22 protein-coding genes are annotated in these 23,746 nt (G+C 70.4%); 21 read left to right on the top strand and 1 reads right to left on the bottom strand.

What is annotated here, in order from left to right; translation table 11 throughout:
* Positions 1-41: 41 nt before the first annotated feature.
* Genes efp through F0U44_RS21685 form a run of 3 tightly spaced genes read left to right on the top strand, consistent with a single transcriptional unit; the run spans position 42 to position 2,436 of the window.
* Positions 42-608, top strand: a complete 567-nt coding sequence (gene efp / locus F0U44_RS21695; protein WP_149730484.1) for an elongation factor P — start codon at positions 42-44, stop codon at positions 606-608.
* Positions 608-1,030 carry a transcription antitermination factor NusB gene (gene nusB / locus F0U44_RS21690; protein WP_149730483.1) on the top strand — a complete coding sequence of 141 codons (423 nt, stop codon included), beginning with the start codon at positions 608-610 and terminating at the stop codon, positions 1,028-1,030. The genes efp and nusB overlap by 1 nt, the downstream gene beginning before the upstream one ends.
* 29 nt (positions 1,031-1,059) lie before the next feature.
* Positions 1,060-2,436, top strand: a complete 1,377-nt coding sequence (locus F0U44_RS21685; protein WP_149730482.1) for a dihydrolipoyl dehydrogenase family protein — start codon at positions 1,060-1,062, stop codon at positions 2,434-2,436.
* Here the strand turns inward: F0U44_RS21685 and F0U44_RS21680 are convergent.
* On the bottom strand, positions 2,433-3,833 hold the full coding sequence (locus F0U44_RS21680; RefSeq protein WP_246160750.1) for an FAD-binding oxidoreductase: 1,401 nt from the start codon (positions 3,831-3,833) through the stop codon (positions 2,433-2,435). The two genes, F0U44_RS21685 and F0U44_RS21680, sit on opposite strands and share 4 nt — an antisense overlap.
* Positions 3,834-3,868: 35 nt before the next feature.
* Here F0U44_RS21680 and F0U44_RS21675 point away from each other — a divergent pair, with 35 nt between their 5' ends.
* From F0U44_RS21675 to F0U44_RS21590, 18 genes are all read left to right on the top strand, one after another.
* Positions 3,869-6,142, top strand: coding sequence for an FdhF/YdeP family oxidoreductase (locus F0U44_RS21675; protein ID WP_149730481.1), 2,274 nt, complete (start codon positions 3,869-3,871; stop codon positions 6,140-6,142).
* On the top strand, positions 6,130-6,966 hold the full coding sequence (gene fdhD / locus F0U44_RS21670) for a formate dehydrogenase accessory sulfurtransferase FdhD (RefSeq protein ID WP_149730480.1): 837 nt from the start codon (positions 6,130-6,132) through the stop codon (positions 6,964-6,966). The genes F0U44_RS21675 and fdhD overlap by 13 nt, the downstream gene beginning before the upstream one ends.
* Positions 6,957-7,580 (top strand): DUF1345 domain-containing protein, encoded by a 624-nt coding sequence (locus F0U44_RS21665; protein WP_223163794.1) that lies wholly within the window; start codon positions 6,957-6,959, stop codon positions 7,578-7,580. The genes fdhD and F0U44_RS21665 overlap by 10 nt, the downstream gene beginning before the upstream one ends.
* Positions 7,581-7,636: 56 nt before the next feature.
* Positions 7,637-7,807: a CsbD family protein gene (locus F0U44_RS21660; RefSeq protein WP_149730479.1), complete on the top strand. Its 171-nt coding sequence runs from the start codon at positions 7,637-7,639 to the stop codon at positions 7,805-7,807.
* Positions 7,808-7,983: 176 nt separating this feature from the next.
* Positions 7,984-8,559, top strand: coding sequence for a bifunctional pyr operon transcriptional regulator/uracil phosphoribosyltransferase PyrR (pyrR, locus tag F0U44_RS21655; RefSeq protein ID WP_149730478.1), 576 nt, complete (start codon positions 7,984-7,986; stop codon positions 8,557-8,559).
* On the top strand, positions 8,556-9,506 hold the full coding sequence (locus tag F0U44_RS21650) for an aspartate carbamoyltransferase catalytic subunit (RefSeq protein WP_149730477.1): 951 nt from the start codon (positions 8,556-8,558) through the stop codon (positions 9,504-9,506). Before pyrR ends, F0U44_RS21650 begins: the two co-directional genes overlap by 4 nt.
* Positions 9,503-10,804, top strand: a complete 1,302-nt coding sequence (locus F0U44_RS21645) for a dihydroorotase (RefSeq protein WP_149730476.1) — start codon at positions 9,503-9,505, stop codon at positions 10,802-10,804. Before F0U44_RS21650 ends, F0U44_RS21645 begins: the two co-directional genes overlap by 4 nt.
* Positions 10,804-11,937: a glutamine-hydrolyzing carbamoyl-phosphate synthase small subunit gene (gene carA, locus F0U44_RS21640; RefSeq protein WP_149730475.1), complete on the top strand. Its 1,134-nt coding sequence runs from the start codon at positions 10,804-10,806 to the stop codon at positions 11,935-11,937. Before F0U44_RS21645 ends, carA begins: the two co-directional genes overlap by 1 nt.
* Entirely contained in the window at positions 11,937-15,242 is a 3,306-nt protein-coding gene (gene carB / locus F0U44_RS21635; protein WP_149730474.1) for a carbamoyl-phosphate synthase large subunit, read from the top strand. Before carA ends, carB begins: the two co-directional genes overlap by 1 nt.
* The gene (locus F0U44_RS21630; protein ID WP_246160749.1) at positions 15,239-16,282 is read left to right on the top strand and encodes a quinone-dependent dihydroorotate dehydrogenase; all 1,044 of its coding nucleotides are present in this window, start codon (positions 15,239-15,241) and stop codon (positions 16,280-16,282) included. The genes carB and F0U44_RS21630 overlap by 4 nt, the downstream gene beginning before the upstream one ends.
* Positions 16,279-17,118, top strand: a complete 840-nt coding sequence (gene pyrF / locus F0U44_RS21625) for an orotidine-5'-phosphate decarboxylase (RefSeq protein WP_149730472.1) — start codon at positions 16,279-16,281, stop codon at positions 17,116-17,118. Before F0U44_RS21630 ends, pyrF begins: the two co-directional genes overlap by 4 nt.
* On the top strand, positions 17,115-17,606 hold the full coding sequence (locus F0U44_RS21620) for a hypothetical protein (RefSeq protein ID WP_149730471.1): 492 nt from the start codon (positions 17,115-17,117) through the stop codon (positions 17,604-17,606). The genes pyrF and F0U44_RS21620 overlap by 4 nt, the downstream gene beginning before the upstream one ends.
* Positions 17,607-17,771: 165 nt before the next feature.
* Positions 17,772-18,092, top strand: coding sequence for an integration host factor, actinobacterial type (gene mihF / locus F0U44_RS21615; RefSeq protein ID WP_149730470.1), 321 nt, complete (start codon positions 17,772-17,774; stop codon positions 18,090-18,092).
* Positions 18,085-18,672, top strand: coding sequence for a guanylate kinase (gmk, locus tag F0U44_RS21610; RefSeq protein ID WP_149730469.1), 588 nt, complete (start codon positions 18,085-18,087; stop codon positions 18,670-18,672). The genes mihF and gmk overlap by 8 nt, the downstream gene beginning before the upstream one ends.
* A 71-nt stretch (positions 18,673-18,743) precedes the next feature.
* On the top strand, positions 18,744-19,070 hold the full coding sequence (gene rpoZ, locus F0U44_RS21605) for a DNA-directed RNA polymerase subunit omega (RefSeq protein ID WP_149730468.1): 327 nt from the start codon (positions 18,744-18,746) through the stop codon (positions 19,068-19,070).
* A 12-nt stretch (positions 19,071-19,082) separates the two neighbouring features.
* The gene (gene coaBC, locus F0U44_RS21600) at positions 19,083-20,318 is read left to right on the top strand and encodes a bifunctional phosphopantothenoylcysteine decarboxylase/phosphopantothenate--cysteine ligase CoaBC (RefSeq protein WP_149730467.1); all 1,236 of its coding nucleotides are present in this window, start codon (positions 19,083-19,085) and stop codon (positions 20,316-20,318) included.
* A gap of 111 nt (positions 20,319-20,429) precedes the next feature.
* Positions 20,430-21,629: a methionine adenosyltransferase gene (gene metK, locus F0U44_RS21595; protein ID WP_149730466.1), complete on the top strand. Its 1,200-nt coding sequence runs from the start codon at positions 20,430-20,432 to the stop codon at positions 21,627-21,629.
* An 81-nt stretch (positions 21,630-21,710) separates the two neighbouring features.
* Positions 21,711-23,741 carry a primosomal protein N' gene (locus tag F0U44_RS21590; RefSeq protein ID WP_149730465.1) on the top strand — a complete coding sequence of 677 codons (2,031 nt, stop codon included), beginning with the start codon at positions 21,711-21,713 and terminating at the stop codon, positions 23,739-23,741.
* Positions 23,742-23,746: the final 5 nt, after the last annotated feature.

Raw genomic sequence — 23,746 nt, 5'->3', positions numbered from 1 at the left:
GGCCTCGGACCTCATACATCTGCATCGAAGAAGGCTGGCGCATGGCAACGACGAACGACCTGAAGAACGGCATGGTGCTGAACCTCGAGGGGCAGCTCTGGCAGGTGGTCGAGTTCCAGCACGTGAAGCCCGGCAAGGGCCCGGCCTTCGTCCGCACCAAGCTCAAGCACGTCGAGTCGGGCAAGAACGTCGACAAGACCTTCAACGCCGGCACCAAGGTCGAGACCGCCACGGTCGACCGCCGCTCGTTCCAGTACCTCTACAACGACGGCACCAACTTCGTCTTCATGGACGTCCAGGACTACGACCAGGTCGAGGTCGACCCGGCCATCGTCGGCACGGCCGCCGGCTTCCTCCTGGAGAACCAGGACGTCGTCATCGCGACCAACGAGGGCCGCGTCCTCTTCATCGAGCTCCCCGCGTCGGTCGAGCTGACCGTCTCCTACACCGAGCCGGGCGTCGTCGGCGACTCCGCCACCGGCCGCACCAAGCCCGCGACCCTCGAGACCGGCGCCGAGATCCAGGTGCCGCTCTTCATCGAGCAGGGCGAGAAGATCAAGGTCGACACCCGTGACGGTGGCTCCTACCTCTCGCGCGTGAAGTCCTGATGTCCAGCGGTGCCGGAGGAGCTCGCTCCAAGGCCCGTAAGCGCGCCCTGGACCTGCTCTTCGCAGCCGACCTCCGCAGCGAGACGGGCGTCGACACCCTCGACCGCGCGATCGACGAGGGCTCCGGCCCGACCAACGCCTACACCGAGACCCTGGTCCGCGGCGTCGTCGAGCACCTCGCGCGCATCGACGAGGTGCTCGCCAGCTTCGCCCAGGGCTGGACGCTCGACCGCATGCCCGCCGTCGACCGCAACGTGCTGCGACTCGGTGTCTTCGAGATGCTCTACGTCGACGACGTGCCCGACGCGGTCGCGGTGACCGAGGCGCTGGCGCTGGTCCGTGAGCTCTCGACCGACGAGTCGCCGGCCTTCGTCAACGGCGTCCTCGGCGCGATCCTCCGGAGCAAGCCGACCCTCGTTTGATTTGCGCGCGCGCCGACTAATGTCGGCGCATGAGCGAAAGCGTCGACGTCGCCGTCATCGGGCTCGGGCCGGGAGGGGAGCACGTCGCTGCCCAGCTGGCGAAGGCCGGACTCACCGTCCTCGGGGTGGAGAAGCACCTCGTCGGCGGAGAGTGCCCCTACTACGGGTGCATCCCGTCGAAGATGATGATCCGCGCCGCTGACGCGCTCGCCGAGGCCCGGCGGATCCCGCAGCTGGGTGGCTCGGTCGAGGTCACCCCTGACTGGGCACCCGTCGCGAAGCGCATCTCCGACGAGGCCACCGACGCGTGGAACGACCAGGTCGCCGTCGACCGGCTCGTCGACAACGGTGGCCGGTTCGTCCGTGGTCACGGGCGTCTGGCCGGGCCGGGCCGCATCACCGTCGAGACCGCCGAGGGTCCCGTCGACTACGACGTACGGCGCGGCGTGGTGCTCAACGTCGGCACGTCCCCGGCCGTACCGCCCATCGAGGGGCTCGCCGCGACGCCGTACTGGACCAATCGCGACATCGTCCAGGTCAACGAGCTGCCGGCGAGCCTGGTCGTCATCGGCGGGGGAGCGATCGGTTGTGAGCTCGCCCAGGCGTTCGCGCGCTTCGGTGTCGCGGTCACGATCCTCGAGGTCGCGCCCCGCATCCTGGGGCCCGAGGAGCCCGAGGCGAGCAAGGTCGTCGCCGAGTCGCTGGAGGCCGAGGGGATCTCGGTGCGTGCTGGCGTGACGATCGACCGGGTCGACCACGACGCCTCCTCGGGCTTCGCAGTGACTCTCGGTGGTGGCGAGCAGCTGCACGGCGCGGCGCTGCTGGTGGCCGCGGGGCGGCGTACGAACCTCGCCGACCTCGGGCTCGACACCGTCGGCCTCGATCCGTCAGCGCGGTTCGTCGACGTGGACGAGCAGATGCGCGCTGCGGAGGGCGTGTGGGCGGTCGGCGACATCACCGGCAAGGGGCAGTTCACCCACGTGTCGATGTACCAGGCGGAGATCGCGGTGCGATCCGTCCTCGGCAAGGACGGGCCCTGGGCCGACTACACCGCCGTCAGCCGGGCGACCTTCACCGACCCCGAGGTCGGGTCGGTCGGGCTCACCGAGGCCCAGGCCCGCGACGCCGGGCTCCGGGTGGTCACGGGGACCTATGACCTGCCGGTCTCGAGCCGCGGCTGGATCCACAAGGTCGGCAACCACGGCGTCATCAAGGTGGTCGCCGACGCTGACCGCGGCGTGCTCGTCGGCGCGACCACGGTCGGTCCCAGCGGTGGGGAAATGATCGGCCTGCTCGCCACGGCGGTCCACGCCGCCGTACCGATCGAGAAGCTGCGCACCATGCACTACGCCTACCCGACCTTCCACCGCGCGATCGAGAACGCGATCAACGACCTCGACCTCTAGGAGGGGGTCGGCGGGAGGATCGCTCCGGGGTTGAGGATCCAGTCGGGGTCGAGGGCGGCCTTGATGCGACGGGTCAGGGCCATCACGTCGGGGCCGACCTGGTCGGGGAGGGCGGCGCGCTTGGCGCGGCCCACGCCGTGCTCGCCGGTGATCGTGCCGCCGAGCCGGATGGCGAGCGCCATCACCTCGTCGAAGGCGGTGCGGGCGCCGGCGACCGAGGCGGCATCGGCGGCGTCGTAGACGACGACCGGGTGGGTGTTGCCGTCGCCGGCGTGCGCGACGAGGGCGATCTCGACACCGCACTCCCGAGCGATCTCCGCGATCCCGTCGACCAAGGCGGGGAGGGTCGGCACGGGCACACCGACGTCCTCGAACAAGACGGTGCCCCGCGCTTCGAGCGCGTGGAAGGTGTTGCGGCGGCCGGCGACGAGGAGCGCGGCCTCCTCGGGGTCGGTCGTGGTGAAGACCTCGTCGGCTCCTGCCGCCTCGCAGCAGTCGCGGACGATGGCGATCTCGGCGCTGCAGGCGTCGCCGGGTGCGTCGGACTGCGCGATCAGCAGGGCTCCCGCCGATCGGTCGAGGCCGTGGGACCGCCAGTCCTCGACCGCGTTGATCGACGTGTTGTCCATCAGCTCGAGCATCGACGCGCGCACCTTGCCCCGGATCGCCACGACCGCGTGCGAAGCGGCGGTCATCGTGGGGAAGGTGCTGACCAGGGTGGCGCCGGCGACCTGCGCCGGGATGAGCCGGAGAACGGCCCGGGTGATGATGCCCAGCGTCCCCTCGCTGCCGACGAAGAGCTTGAGCAGCGAGAGCCCAGCGACGTCCTTGATCTGCTTGCCGCCGAGGCGGACGAGCGTGCCGTCGGCCAGCACGACGTCCATGCCGAGGACGTAGTCGGTCGTGACGCCGTACTTCACACAGCACAGGCCGCCGGCGTTGGTCGCGAGGTTGCCGCCGATCGAGCAGATCTCGAAGGAGGAGGGGTCGGGCGGATACCAGAGTCCGTGCTCGGCCGCCGCGCGCTTCACCTCGACGTTGAAGGCGCCCGGCTCGACGATCGCCACCTGGCTCGCAGGGTCGACCTCGACCGCTCGCATCCGGTCGAGCGAGATGGTGATGCCTCCGTCGACGGCCGACGAGCCACCTGACAGCCCGCTGCCGGCACCGCGGGGCACAACCGGCACCCGGTGCTCGGCGGCCCACCGGACGGCGACCTGGACCTGGTCGGCGTGCTCTGCTCGCACCACCGCGACGGGCATCCCGGCCGAGCCGTCGCGAGCGAAGTCCTCGCGGTACTTCTCCATCTCGTCGGGACTCGTGACGACGACTCCCGCGGGCAGGCTGGCGACCAGCTCTGCCACCGCGGTGTGGGATCGGTCACGCGTCTCTGCCACGGCCCGACCCTAGCGCCGCGCACTATTGTGCAAAGGTGAGCGAGATCGAGGACCCCGTTGACGACCTGGAGGTCTCGCGCCCGAAGACCTGGGCGGCCGGCGTGCCTGCGGTCGCCCACGCGATGCAGTACTCCCTGGGCCAGACCAGCCCCCGGCGTACGGCGCTCACGCTCATGGCCGTCAACCAGGTCAAGGGCTTCGACTGTCCGGGGTGTGCGTGGCCGGAGGACAAGCACCGGCACAAGAACGAGTACTGCGAGAACGGCGCCAAGCACGTCAACGACGAGGCCACCTCGCGGCGGGTCACCCGGGAGTTCTTCGCCGAGCACTCCGTCGCCGACCTCGACGAGCGCTCGGACTACTGGCTCAACCAGCAGGGTCGGCTCACCGAGCCGATGGTGAAACGGCCGGGTGGCACGCACTACGAGGCGATCGGCTGGGACGACGCGTTCGAGCTGATGGGCGACGAGCTCAACGGGCTCGCCTCTCCCGACGAGGCGATGTTCTACGTGTCCGGGCGCCTCAACAACGAGGCCGCCTTCCTGCTGCAGCTCTTCGCCCGTGCCTACGGCACCAACAACCTGCCCGACTGCTCCAACATGTGCCACGAGTCGAGCGGCGCGGGTCTGGGGCAGACGCTCGGCATCGGCAAGGGCAGCGTGCAGCTCGACGACATCCACCACAGCGACCTGATCTTCGTGGTTGGCCAGAACCCCGGCACCAACCACCCGCGGATGCTGACCGCCCTGGAGCAGACGAAGAAGAACGGCGGCCGCATCATCGCGGTCAACCCGCTGCCGGAAGCGGGACTGATGCGCTTCAAGAACCCGCAGACGCCGCGCGGCGTGGTGGGCAACGGCACCAAGCTGGCCGACCAGTTCCTCCAGATCCGCGCGGGCGGCGATCTCGCGCTCTTCCAGATGCTCAACCGACTGCTCCTCGAGTCCGACGACACCACTGGCGACGTGCTCGACCACGACTACATCGCGACCCACACGACCGGGTTCGACGAGCTGTCGGCCCACCTGCGGGGCGTGACGTGGGAGCAGGTGCTCGAGGCCACCGGCCTGACCCGGGCGGAGATCGAGCAGGTTCACGAGCAGGTGCTGGCCAGCAAGTCGGTGATCGTGTGCTGGGCGATGGGGCTGACCCAGCACCGGCACGGGGTCCCGACGATCCGCGAGATCGTCAACTTCTTGATGCTGCGCGGCAACATCGGCAAGCCGAACGCAGGGGTGTGCCCGGTCCGCGGCCACTCCAACGTGCAGGGCGATCGCACGATGGGCATCTGGGAGCAGCCGCCCCCGTGGACCGAGACGATGGAGGCCGAGTTCGGGTTCTCCTCGCCCAAGGCCGTCGGCTTCGACTCCGTCCACGGCGTTCACGCCATGCGTGAGGGACGGGCGAAGGTCTTCGTCGGCGTGGCGGGCAACTTCGTCCGGGCGATGTCCGACAGCGCGGCCACCGAGGAGGCCCTGCGCGGGTGCAGCCTGACCGTGCAGATCTCGACCAAGCTCAACCGGTCGCACACGGTGGTGGGGGAGACCGCCCTGATCCTGCCGACCCTGGGCCGCAGCGACCGCGACGTGCAGGCGAGCGGGCTTCAATACGTCACCGTCGAGGACTCGATGAGCTGCGTGCACCGCAGCCACGGCAAGCTGCCCCCGGCGTCGAAGGACCTGCTCAGCGAGGTGGCGATCGTGTGCCGCCTGGCCCAGGCGACGCTGGGCGAGGCACCGGCGATCCCGTGGTCGGAGTTCGAGGCCGACTACGACACGATCCGGGACCGCATCGGGCGGGTGGTGCCGGGCTTCGGTGACTTCAACAAGCGCATCAAGAAGCCGGGCGGGTTCACGCTGCCCAACCCCGTCAACGAGCACGTCTACCGCACGCCCAGCGGCAAGGCGACCTTCACCGCCAACGACTTCGACTGGCTCGAGGCGCCGCCCGGCCACCTGATCCTGCAGTCATTGCGGTCCCACGACCAGTGGAACACCATCCCCTACGCGATGAACGACCGCTACCGCGGCATCCACAACGCCCGGCGGATCGTGATGGTCAACCCGGCCGACCTCGAGGAGCTCGGGCTCACCGACGGCGGCACGGTCGACATCGTGAGCGTCTGGGAGGACGGCAGCGAGCGGCGGGCCGAGGGCTTCACGCTCCTGGGCTACCCAGCAGCTCGCGGATCCGCCGCGGCCTACTACCCGGAGACCAACGTGCTCGTCCCGCTCGAGAGCGTGGCGGCTGACAGCAACACCCCGACCTCGAAGGGCATCGTGGTGCGGTTCGAGCCGTGGGACGAGTAACGGCCCGCCGCTCCGTCGTACGGATCCGGGACGGCGAGGTCTCGCGGCGTCCGGACACGCTCGCGGCCGAGGAGCCGATGGAGATCCGCGTCGACGGTCGTCCCCTCACGGTGACGATGCGGACGCCGGGGGACGACTTCGACCTCGCCGTCGGCTTCCTCGTCAGCGAGGGTGTCGTCCACGCCACCGAGGACGTCGTGACCGCGCGCTACTGCGCCGGGGCGACCGAGGAGGGTCTCAACACCTACAACGTCGTCGACGTGCAGCTCGCCCCCGGTATGCCCGCGCCCGACGCCTCGCTCGAACGGAACTTCTACACGACCTCGTCCTGCGGCGTGTGCGGCAAGTCCAGCCTCGATGCCGTCCGTACGGCGTCGGCCTGGTCAGTCGCCGACGACCCGCTCCGCGTGGACCCCGCCGTCCTGGTCGCGTTGCCCGACCGTTTGCGCGCCGCGCAGGAGGTCTTCGACCGCACCGGTGGGCTGCACGCCGCGGGACTCTTCTCGTCGGCCGGGGAGCTGTTGGTGCTGCGCGAGGACGTCGGGCGGCACAACGCGGTCGACAAGGTGGTGGGCCACGCGGCGCGGGAGGGCTTGTTGCCCCTGCGTGACACGGTGCTCGTGGTGAGTGGCCGCGCGTCCTTCGAGCTCGTGCAGAAGGCGGTCATGGCCGGCATCCCGATGCTGGCAGCCGTGTCGGCACCCTCGTCGCTGGCCGCCGAGCTCGCCGAGGAGAGCGGGCTCACGCTGGTCGGCTTCCTCCGCGGCACCACCATGAACGTCTACGCGGGAGCCGAAAGACTGGAGGCGCCGGCGTGCCGATAAGCATCAAGGCGCGGCTGCTCGCCGCCCTCGCGGTCGGCTTCGCGGCGGGAGTCCTCGGGACCCTCGTGTGGTGGGTCGAGCTCGGAGTGCTCATCGGGATCGCGTCGGCCGCGACGGTGGCGGTCGCAACGGGCTGGTTGGCGCTCTGGCCGCTCGACGCCGCAGCCACCCGCGCCAACGTCGGCCGCGAGGACTTCCGGCCGTCCGTCGACGAGCTGGTGGTCGTGGTCGCCGCCCTCGGCGGGCTCGGAGGCACGGTCGCGCTGCTGCTCACCCCTGGCCACGACGGGCGCGCCACTGGCGCTGCTGTTGCCCTGCTGGCCGTCTTCATGAGCTGGGCCGAGCTGCACCTGATGTACGCCTCGCGCTATGCCCACCTCTACTACACCGACCCCGTCGGCGGGATCGACTTCAACGACGACGAGCCGCCGGCCTACCGCGACTTCTTCTACTTCAGCTACAACCTCGGCATGACCTACCAGGTGTCCGACACCGCGGTCACGGGCTCGAAGTTCCGCGCCGTCGTGCTGCGCCACTGCCTGCTGTCCTACCTCTTCGGCGCGGCCATTCTCGCCACGACCATCAACCTGGTCGCGGGCGTCTTCACCGGCTGACGATCCCCGGACGGGGTACTGCCAGCGTGAACGCACATCCGATCGAGAGGAACGCCATGGCTAACCAGGACAAGCTCGAGAACGCCGCCAACGAGAAGGTCGGACAGGCGAAGGAAGCGTTGGGCAAGGTCACCGACGACGAGAGCCTCGAGCGTGAGGGCAAGGTCGACCAGACCAAGGCCAACCTCAAGCAAGCCGCTGAGAAGGTCAAGGACGCCTTCCGCTGACCTGACGGTCCTGTGTGGCGAGAGGCCCGGTCGGTTCCGGGCCTCTCGCCATTTCTCGGGCGTCTCGCCGTCCCGTGTCGGTTGGTGGAGGCGCGAAGCCACGGGGTAAGGTGGGCGCCGTTCGACATCCTTTAACGAGCCGTCCTGTGAGGCGGAGAAGGAGGTCCGGCACGCTGATGCCTGCCGCCCCGCTGGCCCCTGAGGGCCGCACTGTTCTCGACGCCCGTGATATCGGCCGGGCCCTCACGCGGATCTCCCACGAGATCCTCGAGCGCAACAAGGGCGCGGGCGACCTCGTGCTCCTCGGCATCCCGCGCCGCGGTGTCCCGCTGGCGCACCGGATCGCCTCCCGCATCTCCACCGTCGAGGACGTCGAGGTACCGGTCGGCTCCCTCGACATCACGATGTACCGCGACGACCTGCGGCTGAAGCCGGCGCGTGCGCTGCTCCCGACCGAGATCCCGCCGGGCGGCATCGACGGCAAGGTCGTGGTGCTGGTCGACGACGTGCTCTTCTCGGGCCGCACCATCCGCGCCGCGCTCGACGCACTCAACGACGTCGGCCGCCCGCGCGCCGTCCAGCTCGCGGTCCTGGTCGACCGCGGCCACCGCGAGCTGCCGATCCGGGCCGACTTCGTGGGCAAGAACCTGCCGACCTCGCTCAGCGAGCGGGTCAGTGTGCGGCTCGCGGACCTCGAGGAAGACGGCATCGACGCCGTCTCCATCGAGGCGAAGCTGGAGGTGACGGAATGAAGCGGCACCTGCTGAGTGCGGCCGACCTGACCCGCGACGACGCCGAGCTGGTCCTGGAGACCGCGGCCGAGCTGCGGTCGTTGGCCGACCGTCCGATCAAGAAGCTGCCCGCGCTGCGCGGCCGCACGGTGGTCAACCTCTTCTTCGAGGACTCCACCCGCACCCGGATCTCGTTCGAGGCCGCCGCCAAGCGGCTCTCGGCCGACGTCATCAACTTCGCCGCCAAGGGCTCGAGCGTCAGCAAGGGGGAGAGCCTCAAGGACACGGCGCTCACCCTGGAGGCGATGGGTGCCGACGCGGTCGTCATCCGGCACGGCGCGAGCGGTGCGCCGCACCGGCTCGCCAACTCCGGCTGGGTGCGCTCCAGCGTGGTCAACGCCGGTGACGGCACTCACGAGCACCCGACGCAGGCGCTGCTCGACGCGTTCACCCTCTGGCGGCACCTCGGCGAGGAGCGCAAGGGCGGCCTCGAAGGTCGCCGCGTGGCGATCGTCGGCGACATCCTGCACAGTCGGGTCGCCCGCTCCAACGCGCTGCTGCTGAAGACCCTCGGCGTCGACGTCACGCTGGTCGGCCCGCCGACCCTGCTGCCGGTCGGCGTGGAGTCGTGGGGGGTCGAGACCTCGTACGACCTCGACGCGGTGATCCCGAAGGTCGACGCCGTGATGATGCTGCGCGTCCAGCGCGAGCGGATGCAGGGCGGCTTCTTCCCGACGCCGCGGGAGTATTCGCGGCGCTACGGCCTCGACGGTCGCCGGATGGCGACCCTCCAGGACCACACGATCGTGATGCACCCCGGTCCGATGGTGCGCGGCATGGAGATCACTGCCGACGTCGCCGACTCCGACCGGTCGGTCATCGTCGAGCAGGTCACCAACGGCGTCGCCGTCCGGATGGCCGTCCTCTACCTCCTCCTCGGAGGATCCGAAAGCGAGAGCACTGAATGACCACGCCCTATCTCCTCAAGAACGTGCGGATCCTCGGGGGCGAGCCGACCGACATCCTGATCAAGGACGGCGTGATCGCCGAGATCGGGGTCGGGCTGTCGGCCGAGGGTGCCGAGGTCGTCGAGGCCGAGGGCCTGATCGCGCTTCCGGGTCTGGTCGACCTGCACACGCACCTGCGCGAGCCGGGTCGTGAGGACGCCGAGACGGTCGAGACCGGCACCCGGGCGGCCGCGATGGGCGGCTTCACCGCGGTGCACGCGATGGCCAACACCAACCCGGTGGCCGACACCGCCGGCGTCGTCGAGCAGGTCTGGCGCCTGGGTCGCGAGGCCGGCTACTGCGACGTCTACCCGGTCGGCGCCGTCACCGTCGGGCTCAAGGGCGAGCAGCTCGCCGAGCTCGGCGCCATGGCCGACTCGGCCGCCCGGGTCCGCGTCTTCTCCGACGACGGGCACTGCGTCAGCGACCCGCTGCTGATGCGCCGGGCTCTCGAGTACGTCAAGGCGTTCGACGGCGTCGTCGCCCAGCACGCCCAGGACCCGCGCCTCACCGAGGGCGCGCAGATGAACGAGAGCGAGCTCTCCGGGCGCCTCGGCCTAGCCGGGTGGCCGGCGGTCGCCGAGGAGGCGATCATCGCCCGCGACTGCCTGCTGACCGCCCACGTCGGCTCGCGCCTGCACGTCTGCCACGTCTCGACCGCCGGCTCCGTCGAGATCGTCCGCGACGCCAAGCGCAAGGGCTGGAACGTCACCGCCGAGGCGTGCCCTCACCACCTGATCCTCACCGACGAGCTCGCGGCGACCTATGACCCGATCTACAAGGTCAACCCGCCGCTGCGCTCGGCGGCGGATGTCGAGGCGCTGCGCGCCGGCCTCGCCGACGGCACGATCGACATCGTCGCCACCGACCACGCCCCGCACCCGCACGAGGACAAGGACTGCGAGTGGGCCGCCGCGGCGTTCGGGATGCTCGGTCTGGAGACCGCGCTCTCGATCGTCCAGCACACGATGGTCGACGCCGGGCTGCTCGACTGGGCCGGTGTCGCCGAGCGGATGTCCTCCGCGCCCGCGCGGATCGGCCGCGTCGCCGACCACGGGCAGCCGATCGCGGTGGGCAACCCCGCCAACATCGCGCTCTACGACCCGGCGGCTACCAGAACCATCGAGGCCTCCGCGTCCGCGTCTCTCTCCAGGAACACGCCGTACGCCGGCATGGAGCTCCCTGGAAGGATCGAGGCGACGTTCCTGCGGGGACGACCCACTGTTCTGGACGGCAAGCTCTGGGAAGGCACCGCCTGATGGCCATTCTTGTTCTCGAGGACGGGCGCACCTTCCACGGTGAGACCTACGGCGCCGAAGGGGAGACCTACGGCGAGGCGGTCTTCAACACCGGCATGACGGGCTACCAGGAGACGCTGACCGACCCCTCCTACCACCGGCAGGTCGTCGTGATGACCGCGCCGCACATCGGCAACACCGGGGTCAACGACGAGGACCCGGAGTCGACCCGCATCTGGGTGGCCGGCTACGTCGTCCGCGACCCTGCCCGTCGCGCCAGCAACTGGCGCAGTCGCCGCTCGCTCGACGACGAGCTGCGTGCGCAGGGAGTCGTCGGCATCAGCGGCATCGACACCCGCGCCCTGACCCGGCACCTGCGCGACCGCGGCGCCATGCGCTGCGGCATCTCCACGACGGAGACCGACCCCGAGGCGCTGCTGGCCCGGGTGCTCGAGCAGCCGCAGATGAAGGGCGCCGACCTGGCGGGCGAGGTGTCCACGAAGGACGCCTACGTCGTGCCGGCCCAGAATCTGGCACCGGGGGAGAAGCCCTTCGTTGTCGCGGCGGTCGACCTCGGGATCAAGGGGATGACGCCTGCCCTGATGGCGCAGCGCGGGATCGAGGTCCACGTGCTGCCCTCGACGGCGTCGATCGACGACGTGCTGGCGGTCGGGCCCGACGGCGTGTTCTTCTCCAACGGACCCGGTGACCCGGCCACGGCCGACGTCACCACCCTCCAAGCGGTGCTCGAGCGGGGGATCCCCTACTTCGGCATCTGCTTCGGCAACCAGCTCTTCGGGCGCGCGCTCGGGTTCGGCACCTACAAGCTGACCTACGGCCACCGCGGCATCAACCAGCCGGTCATGGATCGCACGACCGGCAAGGTCGAGGTGACCGCCCACAACCACGGGTTCGCGGTCGACGCTCCTCTCGACAAGGCCAGCGAGACGCCGTACGGCTCGGCAACGGTGAGCCACGTGTGCCTCAACGACGACGTGGTCGAGGGTCTCGAGCTCCGCTCGGCCGACGGCACGCTGAAGGCCTTCTCGGTCCAATACCACCCAGAAGCCGCGGCCGGTCCGCACGACGCGGCCTACCTGTTCGACCGGTTCATCGACCTCATGGCCGGATCTGCTGAAGGGGCGAACGCCTGATGCCCAAGCGCGACGACATCAAGTCGGTCCTCGTCATCGGGTCGGGGCCGATCATCATCGGCCAGGCCTGCGAGTTCGACTACTCCGGCACCCAGGCGTGCCGTGTCCTGAAGGACGAGGGCCTGCGGGTGGTGCTGGTCAACAGCAACCCGGCCACGATCATGACCGACCCGGAGTTCGCCGACGCGACCTACATCGAGCCGATCACCCCGGAGTTCGTCGAGAAGGTGATCGAGCGGGAAGCGGCCAACGGCCACCCGATCGACGCGGTGCTCCCGACCCTGGGCGGTCAAACCGCGCTCAACGCGGCCATCGCGCTGCACGAGAACGGCGTGCTCGAGAAGTACGGCGTCGAGATGATCGGCGCCAGCTTCGACGCCATCCACCGCGGCGAGAACCGCGAGCTCTTCAACGCGATCGTCAACAAGGTCGGCGGCGAGGTGGCGCGCAGCTTCGTGTGCCACACGCTCGACGACTGCGAGAAGGCCGCCGGAGAGCTCGGCTTCCCGGTCGTCGTACGTCCGTCGTTCACGATGGGCGGCACCGGCTCCGGCATCGCCTACGACGCTGAGGACCTGACCCGCATCGCGGGCGCGGGTCTCGACGCGTCGCCGACCACCGAGGTGTTGATCGAGGAGTCGATCATCGGGTGGAAGGAGTACGAGCTGGAGGTGATGCGCGACAAGGCCGACAACGTCGTGATCATCTGCTCGATCGAGAACTTCGACCCGATGGGCGTCCACACCGGTGACTCGATCACCGTCGCGCCGGCGATGACGCTCACCGACCGCGAGTACCAGCACCTGCGCGACCTGGCCATCGCGATCATCCGCGAGGTCGGCGTCGACACCGGCGGCTGCAACATCCAGTACGCCGTCAACCCTGTCGACGGCCGCGTGATCGTGATCGAGATGAACCCGCGGGTGTCGCGGTCCAGCGCGCTGGCGTCGAAGGCGACCGGCTTCCCGATCGCCAAGATCGCGGCCAAGGTCGCGATCGGCTACACCCTCGACGAGATCCCCAACGACATCACCGAGGAGACGCCGGCCAGCTTCGAGCCGAGCCTGGACTACGTGGTCGTCAAGGTGCCGCGGTTCGCGTTCGAGAAGTTCCCCGGCGCCGACCCGCGCCTGACGACCCACATGAAGTCGGTCGGCGAGGCGATGGCGATCGGTCGCAACTTCACCGAGGCGCTGCAGAAGGCGCTCCGGTCGTTGGAGGACAAGAAGGCCCCCTTCGACTGGCACAAGGAGATCGTCGAGCTCGACAAGACCGCGCTCCTCGAGGAGATCGCGGTGCCGCACGACGGGCGTCTGCGGAAGGTCATGGACGCGATCCGCGCCGAGGCCACACCCGAGGAGATCTTCGACGCCACCGGCATCGACCCGTGGTTCGTCGACCAACTGATGCTGATCAACGAGACCGCGCAGGAGCTGATCGAGGCCGAGGAGCTCACGCCGGCCCTGCTCCGCAACGCCAAGCGGCACGGTTTCTCCGACGTCCAGATCGGCAAGATCCGCGGTATGACGCCCGACGTCGTACGCGGGGTGCGTCACGCGCTGGGCATCCGGCCGGTCTACAAGACCGTCGACACCTGCGCGGCGGAGTTCGCCGCCAAGACGCCGTACCACTACTCGTCCTACGACGAGGAGACCGAGGTCGCGCCGCGCGAGAAGCCGGCCGTGATCATCCTCGGCAGCGGTCCCAACCGGATCGGGCAGGGCATCGAGTTCGACTACTCGTGCGTCCACGCCAGCCTCGCGCTCAGCGCGGCGGGCTACGAGACCGTGATGGTCAACTGCAACCCCGAGACGGTGTCGACCGACTACGACACCTCCGACCGCCTCTACTTCGAGCCGCTGACGCTCGAGGACGTGCTCGAGATCGCGCACGCCGAGGAGCAGGCCGGGCCGGTCGCGGGCGTGATCTGCCAGCTCGGCGGCCAGACGCCGCTCGGACTGGCGCAGGGGCTCAAGGACAACGGCGTCACCATCGTCGGCACCAGCCCTGAGGCGATCCACCTCGCCGAGGAGCGCGGGGCCTTCGGCCGCGTGCTCGCCGAGGCCCGCCTGGTCGCACCGCAGCACGGCATGGCGACCTCCTTCGAGGAGGCGCGAGAGATCGCCGACCGCATCGGCTACCCGGTGCTCGTGCGACCGTCCTACGTCCTGGGTGGGCGAGGCATGGAGATCGTCTACGACGAGGACTCGCTCTCCGGCTACATCTCCCGGGCGACCGAGGTCACCCCGGAGCACCCGGTGCTGGTCGACCGCTTCATCGACGACGCGGTGGAGATCGATGTCGATGCGCTCTACGACGGCGAGGAGCTCTTTCTCGGTGGCGTGATGGAGCACATCGAGGAGGCCGGCATCCACTCGGGTGACTCCTCCTGCGCGCTGCCGCCGATCACCCTCGGCGATGCCGAGATCCAGCGGATCCGTGAGGCCACGCTGGCGATCGCCAAGGGCGTCGGGGTGCGCGGCCTGATCAACATCCAGTTCGCGCTGGGCTCCGACGTGCTCTACGTCCTGGAGGCCAACCCGCGCGCGAGCCGCACCGTCCCGTTCGTCTCCAAGGCGACCGGAACCCCGCTGGCCAAGGCCTGCGCCCGGGTGATGATGGGCACGACGATCGCCGAGCTGCGCAAGGACGGAGTCCTGCCGGCCGAGGGCGACGGCGGCTCCCTGCCGCCCGACCAGCCGATCGCGGTCAAGGAAGCGGTCATGCCGTTCAACCGGTTCCGCACGCCCGACGGCCGCCAGGTCGACACCGTGCTCGGCCCGGAGATGAAGTCGACCGGTGAGGTCATGGGCCTCGACGCCGACTTCGGCACCGCCTTCGCGAAGGCCCAGGCCGGCGCGTTCGGCCCGCTGCCGACCAGCGGCAAGGTCTTCGTGAGCATGGCCAACCGCGACAAGCGCCACATGATCTTCCCGATCAAGGTCCTCGCCGACCACGGGTTCGAGATCCTCGCGACCAAGGGCACCGCGGAGGTGCTGCGTCGCAATGGCGTCGCGGCCACCGTGGTCCGCAAGCACTTCGAGGGAGAGGGCCCGGCAGGGGAGAAGACCACCGTCCAGCTCATCCTCGACGGCGAGATCGACCTGGTCATCAACACGCCCCACGGCGCCACCAGCGGCGGTTCCGCGCGTCTCGACGGCTACGAGATCCGTACGGCGGCGGTCCGCGCCAACATCCCGTGCATCACCACGGTGCAGGGGCTCGGCGCTGCCGTCCACGGCATCGAGGCGATGCACCGCGGCGACGTCGGCGTGAAGCCGCTGCAGGAATGGGCGCCTCGGTGACGGGGGTCTATGACGTCCTCTACAAGCACGGGTTGTCACGGATCGACGCCGAGGTCGCCCACCACCGCACGTTCGACGCGCTGAAGGCGACCGGACCCCTGCTGCGGCGGGCCAAGCGGCCGAGCGGGCGCGCGGTTCAGGCGATGGGGCTCGCCTTCCCCAACCCGCTCGGGATGGCGGCGGGCTTCGACAAGACCGCGGAGGCCTACGAGGAGCTCGGTGCCTTCGGCTTCGGTCACGTCGAGGTCGGCACGGTGACGGCGCTGGCTCAGCCGGGCAATCCGAAGCCGCGGCTGATGCGGTTGCCCGATGACCGCGCGGTGGTCAACCGGATGGGCTTCAACAACGACGGGGCCGCCGCCGTCGCGCAGCGCCTCGGCAAGCGCCCGCGCCGCCCGGGAGGCCCGGTGCTCGGCATCAACATCGGCAAGTCGAAGGTCGTCCCCGACGACGACCAGGCCGCGGTCGAGGCCGACTACGAGACGTCGACCCGCCTGCTCGCCCCCTACGCCGACTACCTGGTCGTCAACGTCAGCTCGCCCAACACCCCGGGCCTGCGCAACCTGCAGGCCGTGGAGAAGCTCGCGCCGCTGCTCGCGCACGTGCGCACGATCGCCGATCGGGCCGCGGCCGACGCCGGGCGCGACCAGGTGCCGTTGCTGGTGAAGATCGCTCCCGATCTCGCCGACGACGACGTCCTCGACGTCGCCGACCTCGCGCTGGCGCAAGGTCTCTCAGGGATCATCGCGACCAACACGACGATCAGCCGTGACGGACTGCGGTCGAAGCCGGAGGTCGTCGAGGCTGCTGGTGCCGGTGGACTGTCCGGCGCGCCGCTGCGTGAGCGCTCGACCGAGGTCGTCCGGCTGCTGCGCGGGCGCGTGGGGGACCGGTTGAGCCTGATCGGCGTGGGTGGCATCTCCTCCGCCGCCGACGCGCAGGAACGTCTCGATGCCGGTGCCGACCTGGTCCAGGCCTACACAGGGCTCGTCTACGGTGGCCCGTTGTGGCCGAGAAGGATCCTGAAGGGACTCGCATGACCGCACCGTTCGGAGAGAGGTTCGCCGCGGCGATCGCGGAGCGCGGCCAGTTCTGCGTGGGCATCGACCCGCATGCGGGCATGCTGCACGAGTGGGGCCTCGACGACACGGTGGCGGGGCTGGAGAAGTTCGCGCTGACCGCGGTGGAGGCCGTGGCGCCGTACTGCTCGGTGGTGAAGCCGCAGTCGGCCTTCTACGAGCGCTTCGGCAGCCAGGGGATCGCCGTGCTCGAACGGGTGATCGCCGAGTCGCGGGCGGCCGGGGCGCTGGTGCTGCTCGACGTGAAGCGCGGCGACATCGGCTCGACCTCCCAGGCCTACGCCGAGGCCTACCTCGACCCACGGTCGCCGCTGGCGTCCGACGCGATCACCATCAGCCCCTACCTGGGCTTCGGCTCGCTCCTGCCCTTCGTCGAGGTCGCCCGCATCAACGGAGGCGGCCTCTTCGTGCTCGCGGCGACCTCCAACAAGGAGGGCCCGGAGGTCCAGGAGGCGATGACCAACGACGAGTTCGGCGGCCGCACCGTCGGCTCGGCGATGCTCGACCACCTCCGCGAGCTCAACCACGGTGCTCACCCGGTCGGCTCCTTCGGGGCCGTCGTGGGCGCGACCATCGACGGTTCGGGCTACGACTTCGCGATCAACGGCCCGATCCTGGCGCCCGGCTACGGCGAGCAGGGCGGCACGGCCGCCGACATCGTCCGGATCTTCGGCGCCTCGGCGCACCACGTCGTGGCCAGCTCCTCGCGCGGCGTGCTCCGGCTCGGTCCCGATGCCGGCGCCATGCGTGGTGCGGTCGAGCGTGCCAACGACGAGCTCCGGAGCCTGCTCGGGTGAGCCCGCGCCTGTGGCTACGTGGTGTCGTGGTGGTTGCTGTCGCGGCCACGACCCTCGGCCTCGCCGGCTGTGGCGGCAAGGACGACGACGATCCCTACGCGATCCCGGAGCGGTTCCAGGACTACTGCGACGAGGTCACGTCATTGCAGGCGGCGATCGGCGACGCACTGTCCACCGGGGGCGACACGACCGGGCTGATCAAGGCGCTCCCGAGCTTCAAGATCTTGGCCGCCGAGGCTCCGGGCGACATTTCCGAGGACTGGGACCTGGTCATCGAGCGGATCGAAGATCTCGTCGACGCCCTTGACGGGGCCGGGATCGACCCGGAGACCTACGACCGCAAGCACCCGCCGCAGGGACTCACCGAGGCCCAGCGCGGGACGATCGACGCGGCAGCCCTCGCGCTGGTGTCGACCGCGACGTCCCAGGCCATGAGCAGCGTGCAGCAGCAGGCTCGTGACGTCTGCAAGACCCCGCTCGCTCTGTGAGCCCATCATCAGCATCACGCCAGCATCGCGTCAGCCGCCCCGCATTGCCGCACCGCGACGGACCTGACTAGGGTGGCCGCTTGGTGGCTGCCCCCGCCATCCGTTGGACGTCCGCTCGGTGTCAGCGTCTGCGCTGCGAGAAGTTGAACAGAAGGATCCGTGTAAGTGGCTCTGCCTCCTCTGACCCCCGAACAGCGCCAAGCTGCGCTCGCGAAGGCGGCTGCCGCCCGTCGCGAGCGGGCCGAGGTGAAGAACCGGCTGAAGAACTCCGGCGCCTCGATCGCCGAGGTCCTCGCCGAGGGGCAGACCAACGAGGTCGTCGGCAAGATGAAGGTCATCGACCTGCTGCAGGCCGTCCCCGGCCTCGGCAAGGTCCGGGCCGGCCAGTTGATGGAGCGCCTCGGCATCGCCGAGTCGCGCCGGGTCCGTGGGCTCGGGGCGAAGCAGGTCGCCGCCCTCGAGCGCGAGTTCGCGCCGGGTGACTGACGCCAGCACCCCCCGGAGCGCTCCGAGCCGACTCGTCGTGCTCGCCGGCCCGACGGCCGTCGGCAAGGGCACCGTCGCGGCTGCGGTCCGCGAGGACCACCCCGACGTGTGGATCTCCGTGTCGGCGACGACGCGCGCGCCGCGGCCCGGCGAGGTCGACGGCGTGCACTACCTCTTCGTCGACGACGCCGAGTTCGACCGGCTGGTCGACGAGGAGCAGCTGCTCGAGTGGGCCGTGGTCCACGGACGCCACCGCTACGGCACTCCGCGCGGGCCCGTCGAGGATGCCCTGGCCGCCGGCCGGCCGGCGATGCTGGAGATCGATCTCCAGGGTGCGCGGCAGGTGCGGCAGACGATGCCGGAGGCCCTTTTCGTGTTCCTCAAGCCGCCGTCGTGGGACGAGCTCGTACGCCGACTGGTCGGTCGCGGCACCGAGAGCGACGAGGAGCGGGAGCGCCGGCTGGCGACGGCGGTCGAGGAGCTCGCGGCTGAGGCGGAGTTCGATGTGACGATCGTCAACCATGAAGTTCACGATGCAGCCACCGAGTTGGTAACCTTGATGACGCTCGGCCGATCTTGACGCGCGCTCATTGCGTCTGTTGACGTCGCCCCGGTCGACCCCATCCCCGATCTACCTGTGAGGCAAAGCCTGTGTCTGCCCCGAACATCGCCGCCGAGGGCGTGACCAACCCCCCGATCGACGACCTGCTCAGCAAGACCGACAGCAAGTACAAGCTGGTCCTCTACAGCGCCAAGCGCGCCCGGCAGATCAACGCCTACTACTCGCAACTAGGCGAGGGCCTGCTCGAGTACGTCGGCCCGCTCGTCGACACGCACGTCCAGGAGAAGCCGCTGTCGATCGCGCTCCGCGAGATCAACGAGGACCTGCTGACCTGCGAGGACATCGACCCGGCCGAGTTCGCCGCCCAGGAGCTCGCTGGCGGTGCGCCCACCGCTCCCGCCAGCGCCGCCGAGTGATCTGAGCCTGGCGTGACGCGGCCGCGCGTAGTGCTCGGGGTCTCGGGCGGCATCGCCGCCTACAAGGCCTGTGAGCTGCTGCGGCGGTTCACGGAGTCCGGTCACGACGTCACCGTCGTGCCGACGGCAGCCGCCCTGGAGTTCGTGGGCGCCCCGACCTGGGCCGCGCTGTCGGGCAAGCCCGTCTCGACCGACGTCTGGTCGAGCGTCCACGAGGTGCCCCACGTGCGGATCGGCCAGTCAGCTGACCTCGTCGTGGTCGCCCCGGCGACGGCCGACCTGATGGCCAAGGCCGCGCACGGCCTCGCCGACGACCTGCTCACCAACACCCTGCTGACGGCGCGCTGCCCGGTCGTGATGGCTCCGGCCATGCACACCGAGATGTGGGAGCACGCCGCGACGGCGGCCAACGTCGCGACGCTGCGCTCGCGCGGGGTCTTGGTCGTCGAGCCGGCCGAGGGCCGGCTCACCGGCGCCGATACCGGCAAGGGGCGGCTCCCCGAACCTGAAGAGATCTTCGAGCTCTGCCGCGACGTGCTCGAGCGCGCAGCGACCGGTTCGACGACCGGCGTGCTCGACCTCGCCGGTCGCCGCGTCGTCGTCTCCGCCGGCGGCACCCGGGAGAAGCTCGACCCGGTGCGGTTCCTCGGCAACCGTTCCTCGGGTCGCCAGGGCTACGCCCTCGCCCGCGCGGCGGCCGCCCGCGGTGCCGAGGTCACCCTCGTCGCCGCCAACGTGACGCTGCCCGACCCCGCTGGGGTGAAGGTCGTGCGGGTCGAGTCGACGGCCGAGCTGCGCGACGCCGTACTGACTGCTTCGGCGGGTGCCGACGCTGTCGTCATGGCCGCAGCGCCTGCTGACTTCCGGCCTGTGCACCGCTCCGACACCAAGATCAAGAAGGCCGAGGACGGCTCAGCGCCGGCCATCACGCTGGAGCAGAACCCCGACATCCTCAAGGAGCTCGCGTCGCACCGACCGGCTCCGGGCACGGTCGTAGTGGGTTTCGCGGCCGAGACGGGCGACGACAACGGGTCGGTCCTCGACCTCGCCCGCGCCAAGCTCGCTCGGAAGGGCTGCGACCTGCTCGTCGTCAACGACGTGAGCGGTGGAGCGGTTTTCGGGGCAGACGACAACGAGGCGGTTATCCTGGCCGCCGACGGCACCGCGGTGGACGTACCGCGGGGGAGCAAAGGCGCTCTCGCCCACGTGATCTGGGACCAGGTGACCACTCGCCTGCCCTCTGCGTGAGACTGTCCCGCATCACCTCCCGGTCCTCGTATCGTTGGATCGGCGAATCGGACTTATACGCCCCCTACTAATGCCCGATGCGGCTGTGACCATTCGAATGGGAGAACCAACGTGGCTGGACGCCTCTTCACCTCCGAGTCTGTGACGGAGGGGCACCCCGACAAGATCGCCGACGCGATCAGCGACACGGTGCTCGACTACCTGCTCGCGCAGGACCCGATGAGCCGGGTGGCGTGCGAGACGCTGCTGACCACGGGTCTCGTGGTCGTCGCGGGTGAGGTGACCACCGCCGGCCAGCTGCCGATGGCACGCCTCGTGCGCGACAAGATCATCGAGATCGGCTACGACTCCTCCGAGAAGGGCTTCGACGGCGACTCGTGCGCCGTGCAGTTCGCCATCGGTGCGCAGTCGGCTGACATCGCCCAGGGTGTGGACGACGCCTTCGAGGAGCGCGTCGACGGCTCCGGCGACGAGCTCGACAAGCAGGGCGCCGGCGACCAGGGCCTGATGTTCGGCTACGCGTGCGACGACACGCCCGAGCTCTTCCCGCTCCCGATCAAGATCGCTCAGACGCTCGCCGAGCGCCTCACCGAGGTGCGCAAGGACGGCACGCTGCCCTACCTCCGTCCCGACGGCAAGACCCAGGTCACCATCGAGTACGACGAGAACGACACCCCGGTCCGCATCGACGCGATCGTGGTCTCCTCGCAGCACGCCGAGGAGGTCGACCAGGACACGCTGGCCAAGGACATCCTGGTCAACGTCATCGAGCCCGTGCTCGAGCAGTTCAAGTCCGTGGTCCCCTCTGAGGGTCACAAGCTCTACATCAACCCGACCGGTCGCTTCGTCGTCGGCGGTCCGATGGGTGACGCCGGCCTGACCGGTCGCAAGATCATCGTCGACACCTACGGCGGCATGGCTCGCCACGGTGGCGGCGCCTTCTCGGGCAAGGACCCCTCGAAGGTCGACCGCTCGGCCGCCTACGCGATGCGTTGGGTCGCCAAGAACATCGTCGCCGCGGGCCTGGCTCGCCGCGCCGAGGTCCAGGTCGCCTACGCGATCGGTGTCGCCAAGCCCGTCGGTGTCTTCGTGGAGACCTTCGGCACCGGCGTCGTCGCGGACGAGAAGATCCAGGAGGCTGTGCTCGAGGTGTTCGACCTGCGCCCGGCCGCCATCCTGCGCGACCTCGACCTGCGTCGCCCGATCTACGCCAAGACGGCCGCCTACGGCCACTTCGGCCGGGAGCTTCCCGAGTTCACCTGGGAGCGGACCGACCGCGCCGAGGCGCTCAAGGCTGCCGCGGGCGTCTGATCCACTTCTTCGTCGTCGCGGTCGTCCCGATGGGGCGGCCGCGACGTCGTTTTCGTGTGACGTGACTGGTAGACAACCCTCGTGACCGACGAGCCCGACGCCGCCCTGCCCGGGTTGGCGCGCGCCGCCGCGCGGAAGTCGGGCGCAGCGGCTCGGGCGCGTCGGGCCCAGCAGGCCGCTCCGGTCGAGGCTGCAGAGCATCTTCCGGTTGCTCGGGTCGTGGTCGACCTGCCGCTGGCCCACCTCGACCGCACCTTCGACTACCTGGTGCCTGCCGCGATGGCCGAGCAGGCGGTGCCCGGGGTGCGGGTGAAGGTCCGTTTCGCGGGCCAGGACGTCGATGGTTTCGTCATCGAGCGGACCGAGGCCAGTGACCACGACGGTCGCCTGGCGCCGCTGCGACGACTGGTGAGTGCCGAGCCCGTGCTGACCCCCGCGGTCGCCGAGCTCTGCCGGCGCGTCGCGGAGCGCTACGCCGGCGTCAGCTCCGACCTACGACGGCTTGCGGTCCCGCCGCGCCACGCGACGGTCGAGAAGGAGGCCTCGGCGCCCGCTCCGTCGGTCGGTGAGGTGACCGGGGGAGACGAGGCCTGGGCGGCCTACCCCGCTGCTCCCGCCTTCCTCCACCACCTCCGTCGCGGGGGAGCACCCCGCGCGGTGTGGGGTGCGGCTCCGGGCGACGACTGGCCGTCCCTGCTCGCCCACCTCGCCGCCGCGACGCTCGCCGGCGGTCGCGGCTCGCTCATCTGCGTTCCCGACCACCGCGACGTCGCCCGCGTCGACGCGGCCTTGCGCAGCGTGCTCGGCGACGACCAGCACGTCACGCTCCAGGCCGACGTCGGTCCTGGCCCGCGCTACCGCGACTTCCTCCAGGTGAGCCGGGGCGCGCGCCGGATCGTCGTCGGGACCCGCTCGGCGGCGTTCGCCCCCGTCCACGACCTCGGTCTCGTCGCGATCTGGGACGACGGCGACGACCTCTATGCCGAGCCGCGCGCTCCCTACCCCCACACCCGCGAGGTGCTCCTCGAGAGGGCGGAGATCGAGGGCTGCGCTGCGTTGGTCGGGGGATTCGCGCGCAGTGTCGAGGCGGACCACCTGCTCCACACCGGCTGGGCGCACGAGCTCGCCGTGCCGCGCGAGACGCTGCGGGAGCGGGCCTTGATCGGCGTGGCGGGGGTCGACAGCGACCGTGACCCGTTCGCGGGTGCGCGGCGACTGCCCAAGGAGGCCCACGACGCAGTGCGGTGGGGGCTGGAGCGGGGGCCGGTGCTCGTGCAGACCCCGCGGGCCGGCTACGCCCTGCGCCTGACCTGCGAGCGGTGCCGCACGCCCGCGCGCTGTGAGGCCTGTGCCGGACCGCTCCAGCTGACCGGGCCGACGACCCCGCCGCGGTGCCGCTGGTGCGCCACGGAGGCACCCGACTGGGCGTGTCGCGAGTGCGGCGGGCGGGGTCTTCGGGCACCCGTGATCGGTGACGCCCGGACCGCCGACGAGCTGGGGCGGGCGTTCGCGCCCGTGGCCGTGGTGACCTCGAGCGGCGACCGGATCCGCGCGGAGGTCGACGGCGAGCGCCGCATCGTGGTGGCGACCCCCGGCGCCGAACCGGTGGCGGCCGAGGGCTACGCCGTCGTCGTGCTCCTCGACGCCTGGATGCTCCTCGCCCGCGACAGCATGCGCGCCGCCGAAGAGGCCGTCCGCCGCTGGTCCAACGCGATCGGCCTGCTGGGGCCTGGCGGTCGGGCGCTCATCATCGGCGACCCCGCGACCCCGGCGCTCCAGGCGCTGGTGCGGTGGGACCAGTCCGGCTTCGCCGGCCGTGAGGCCGCCGACCGTCGAGACGCGCACCTGCCGCCCGCCACCCGGGTCGCCACGCTGACGGCCGGGCCGGGTGCGCTCGACGACGCACTCACGCTCCTCGCCCTGCCCGATCACGCCGAGGTGCTCGGTCCACTCGCATCTCCTGAGGGAGACGACGACACCGAGCGTGCGGTGCTGCGGGTGCCGATGGCCGAGGGCGCGTCGCTGTCGACCATGCTCGGGGAGCTCCAGCGGCTCCGGTCGGCCCGCAAGCTGGATCCCGTGCGCATCCAGGTCGATCCCCTAGAAATCTGACCTAG

It is taken from the genome of Nocardioides humilatus (assembly GCF_008373755.1).
GTDB classification, from domain to species: Bacteria; Actinomycetota; Actinomycetes; order Propionibacteriales; family Nocardioidaceae; genus Nocardioides; species Nocardioides humilatus.
The sequence above is the reverse complement of the archived record's forward strand: the minus strand, read 5'-3'. Positions and strand labels throughout refer to the sequence as shown.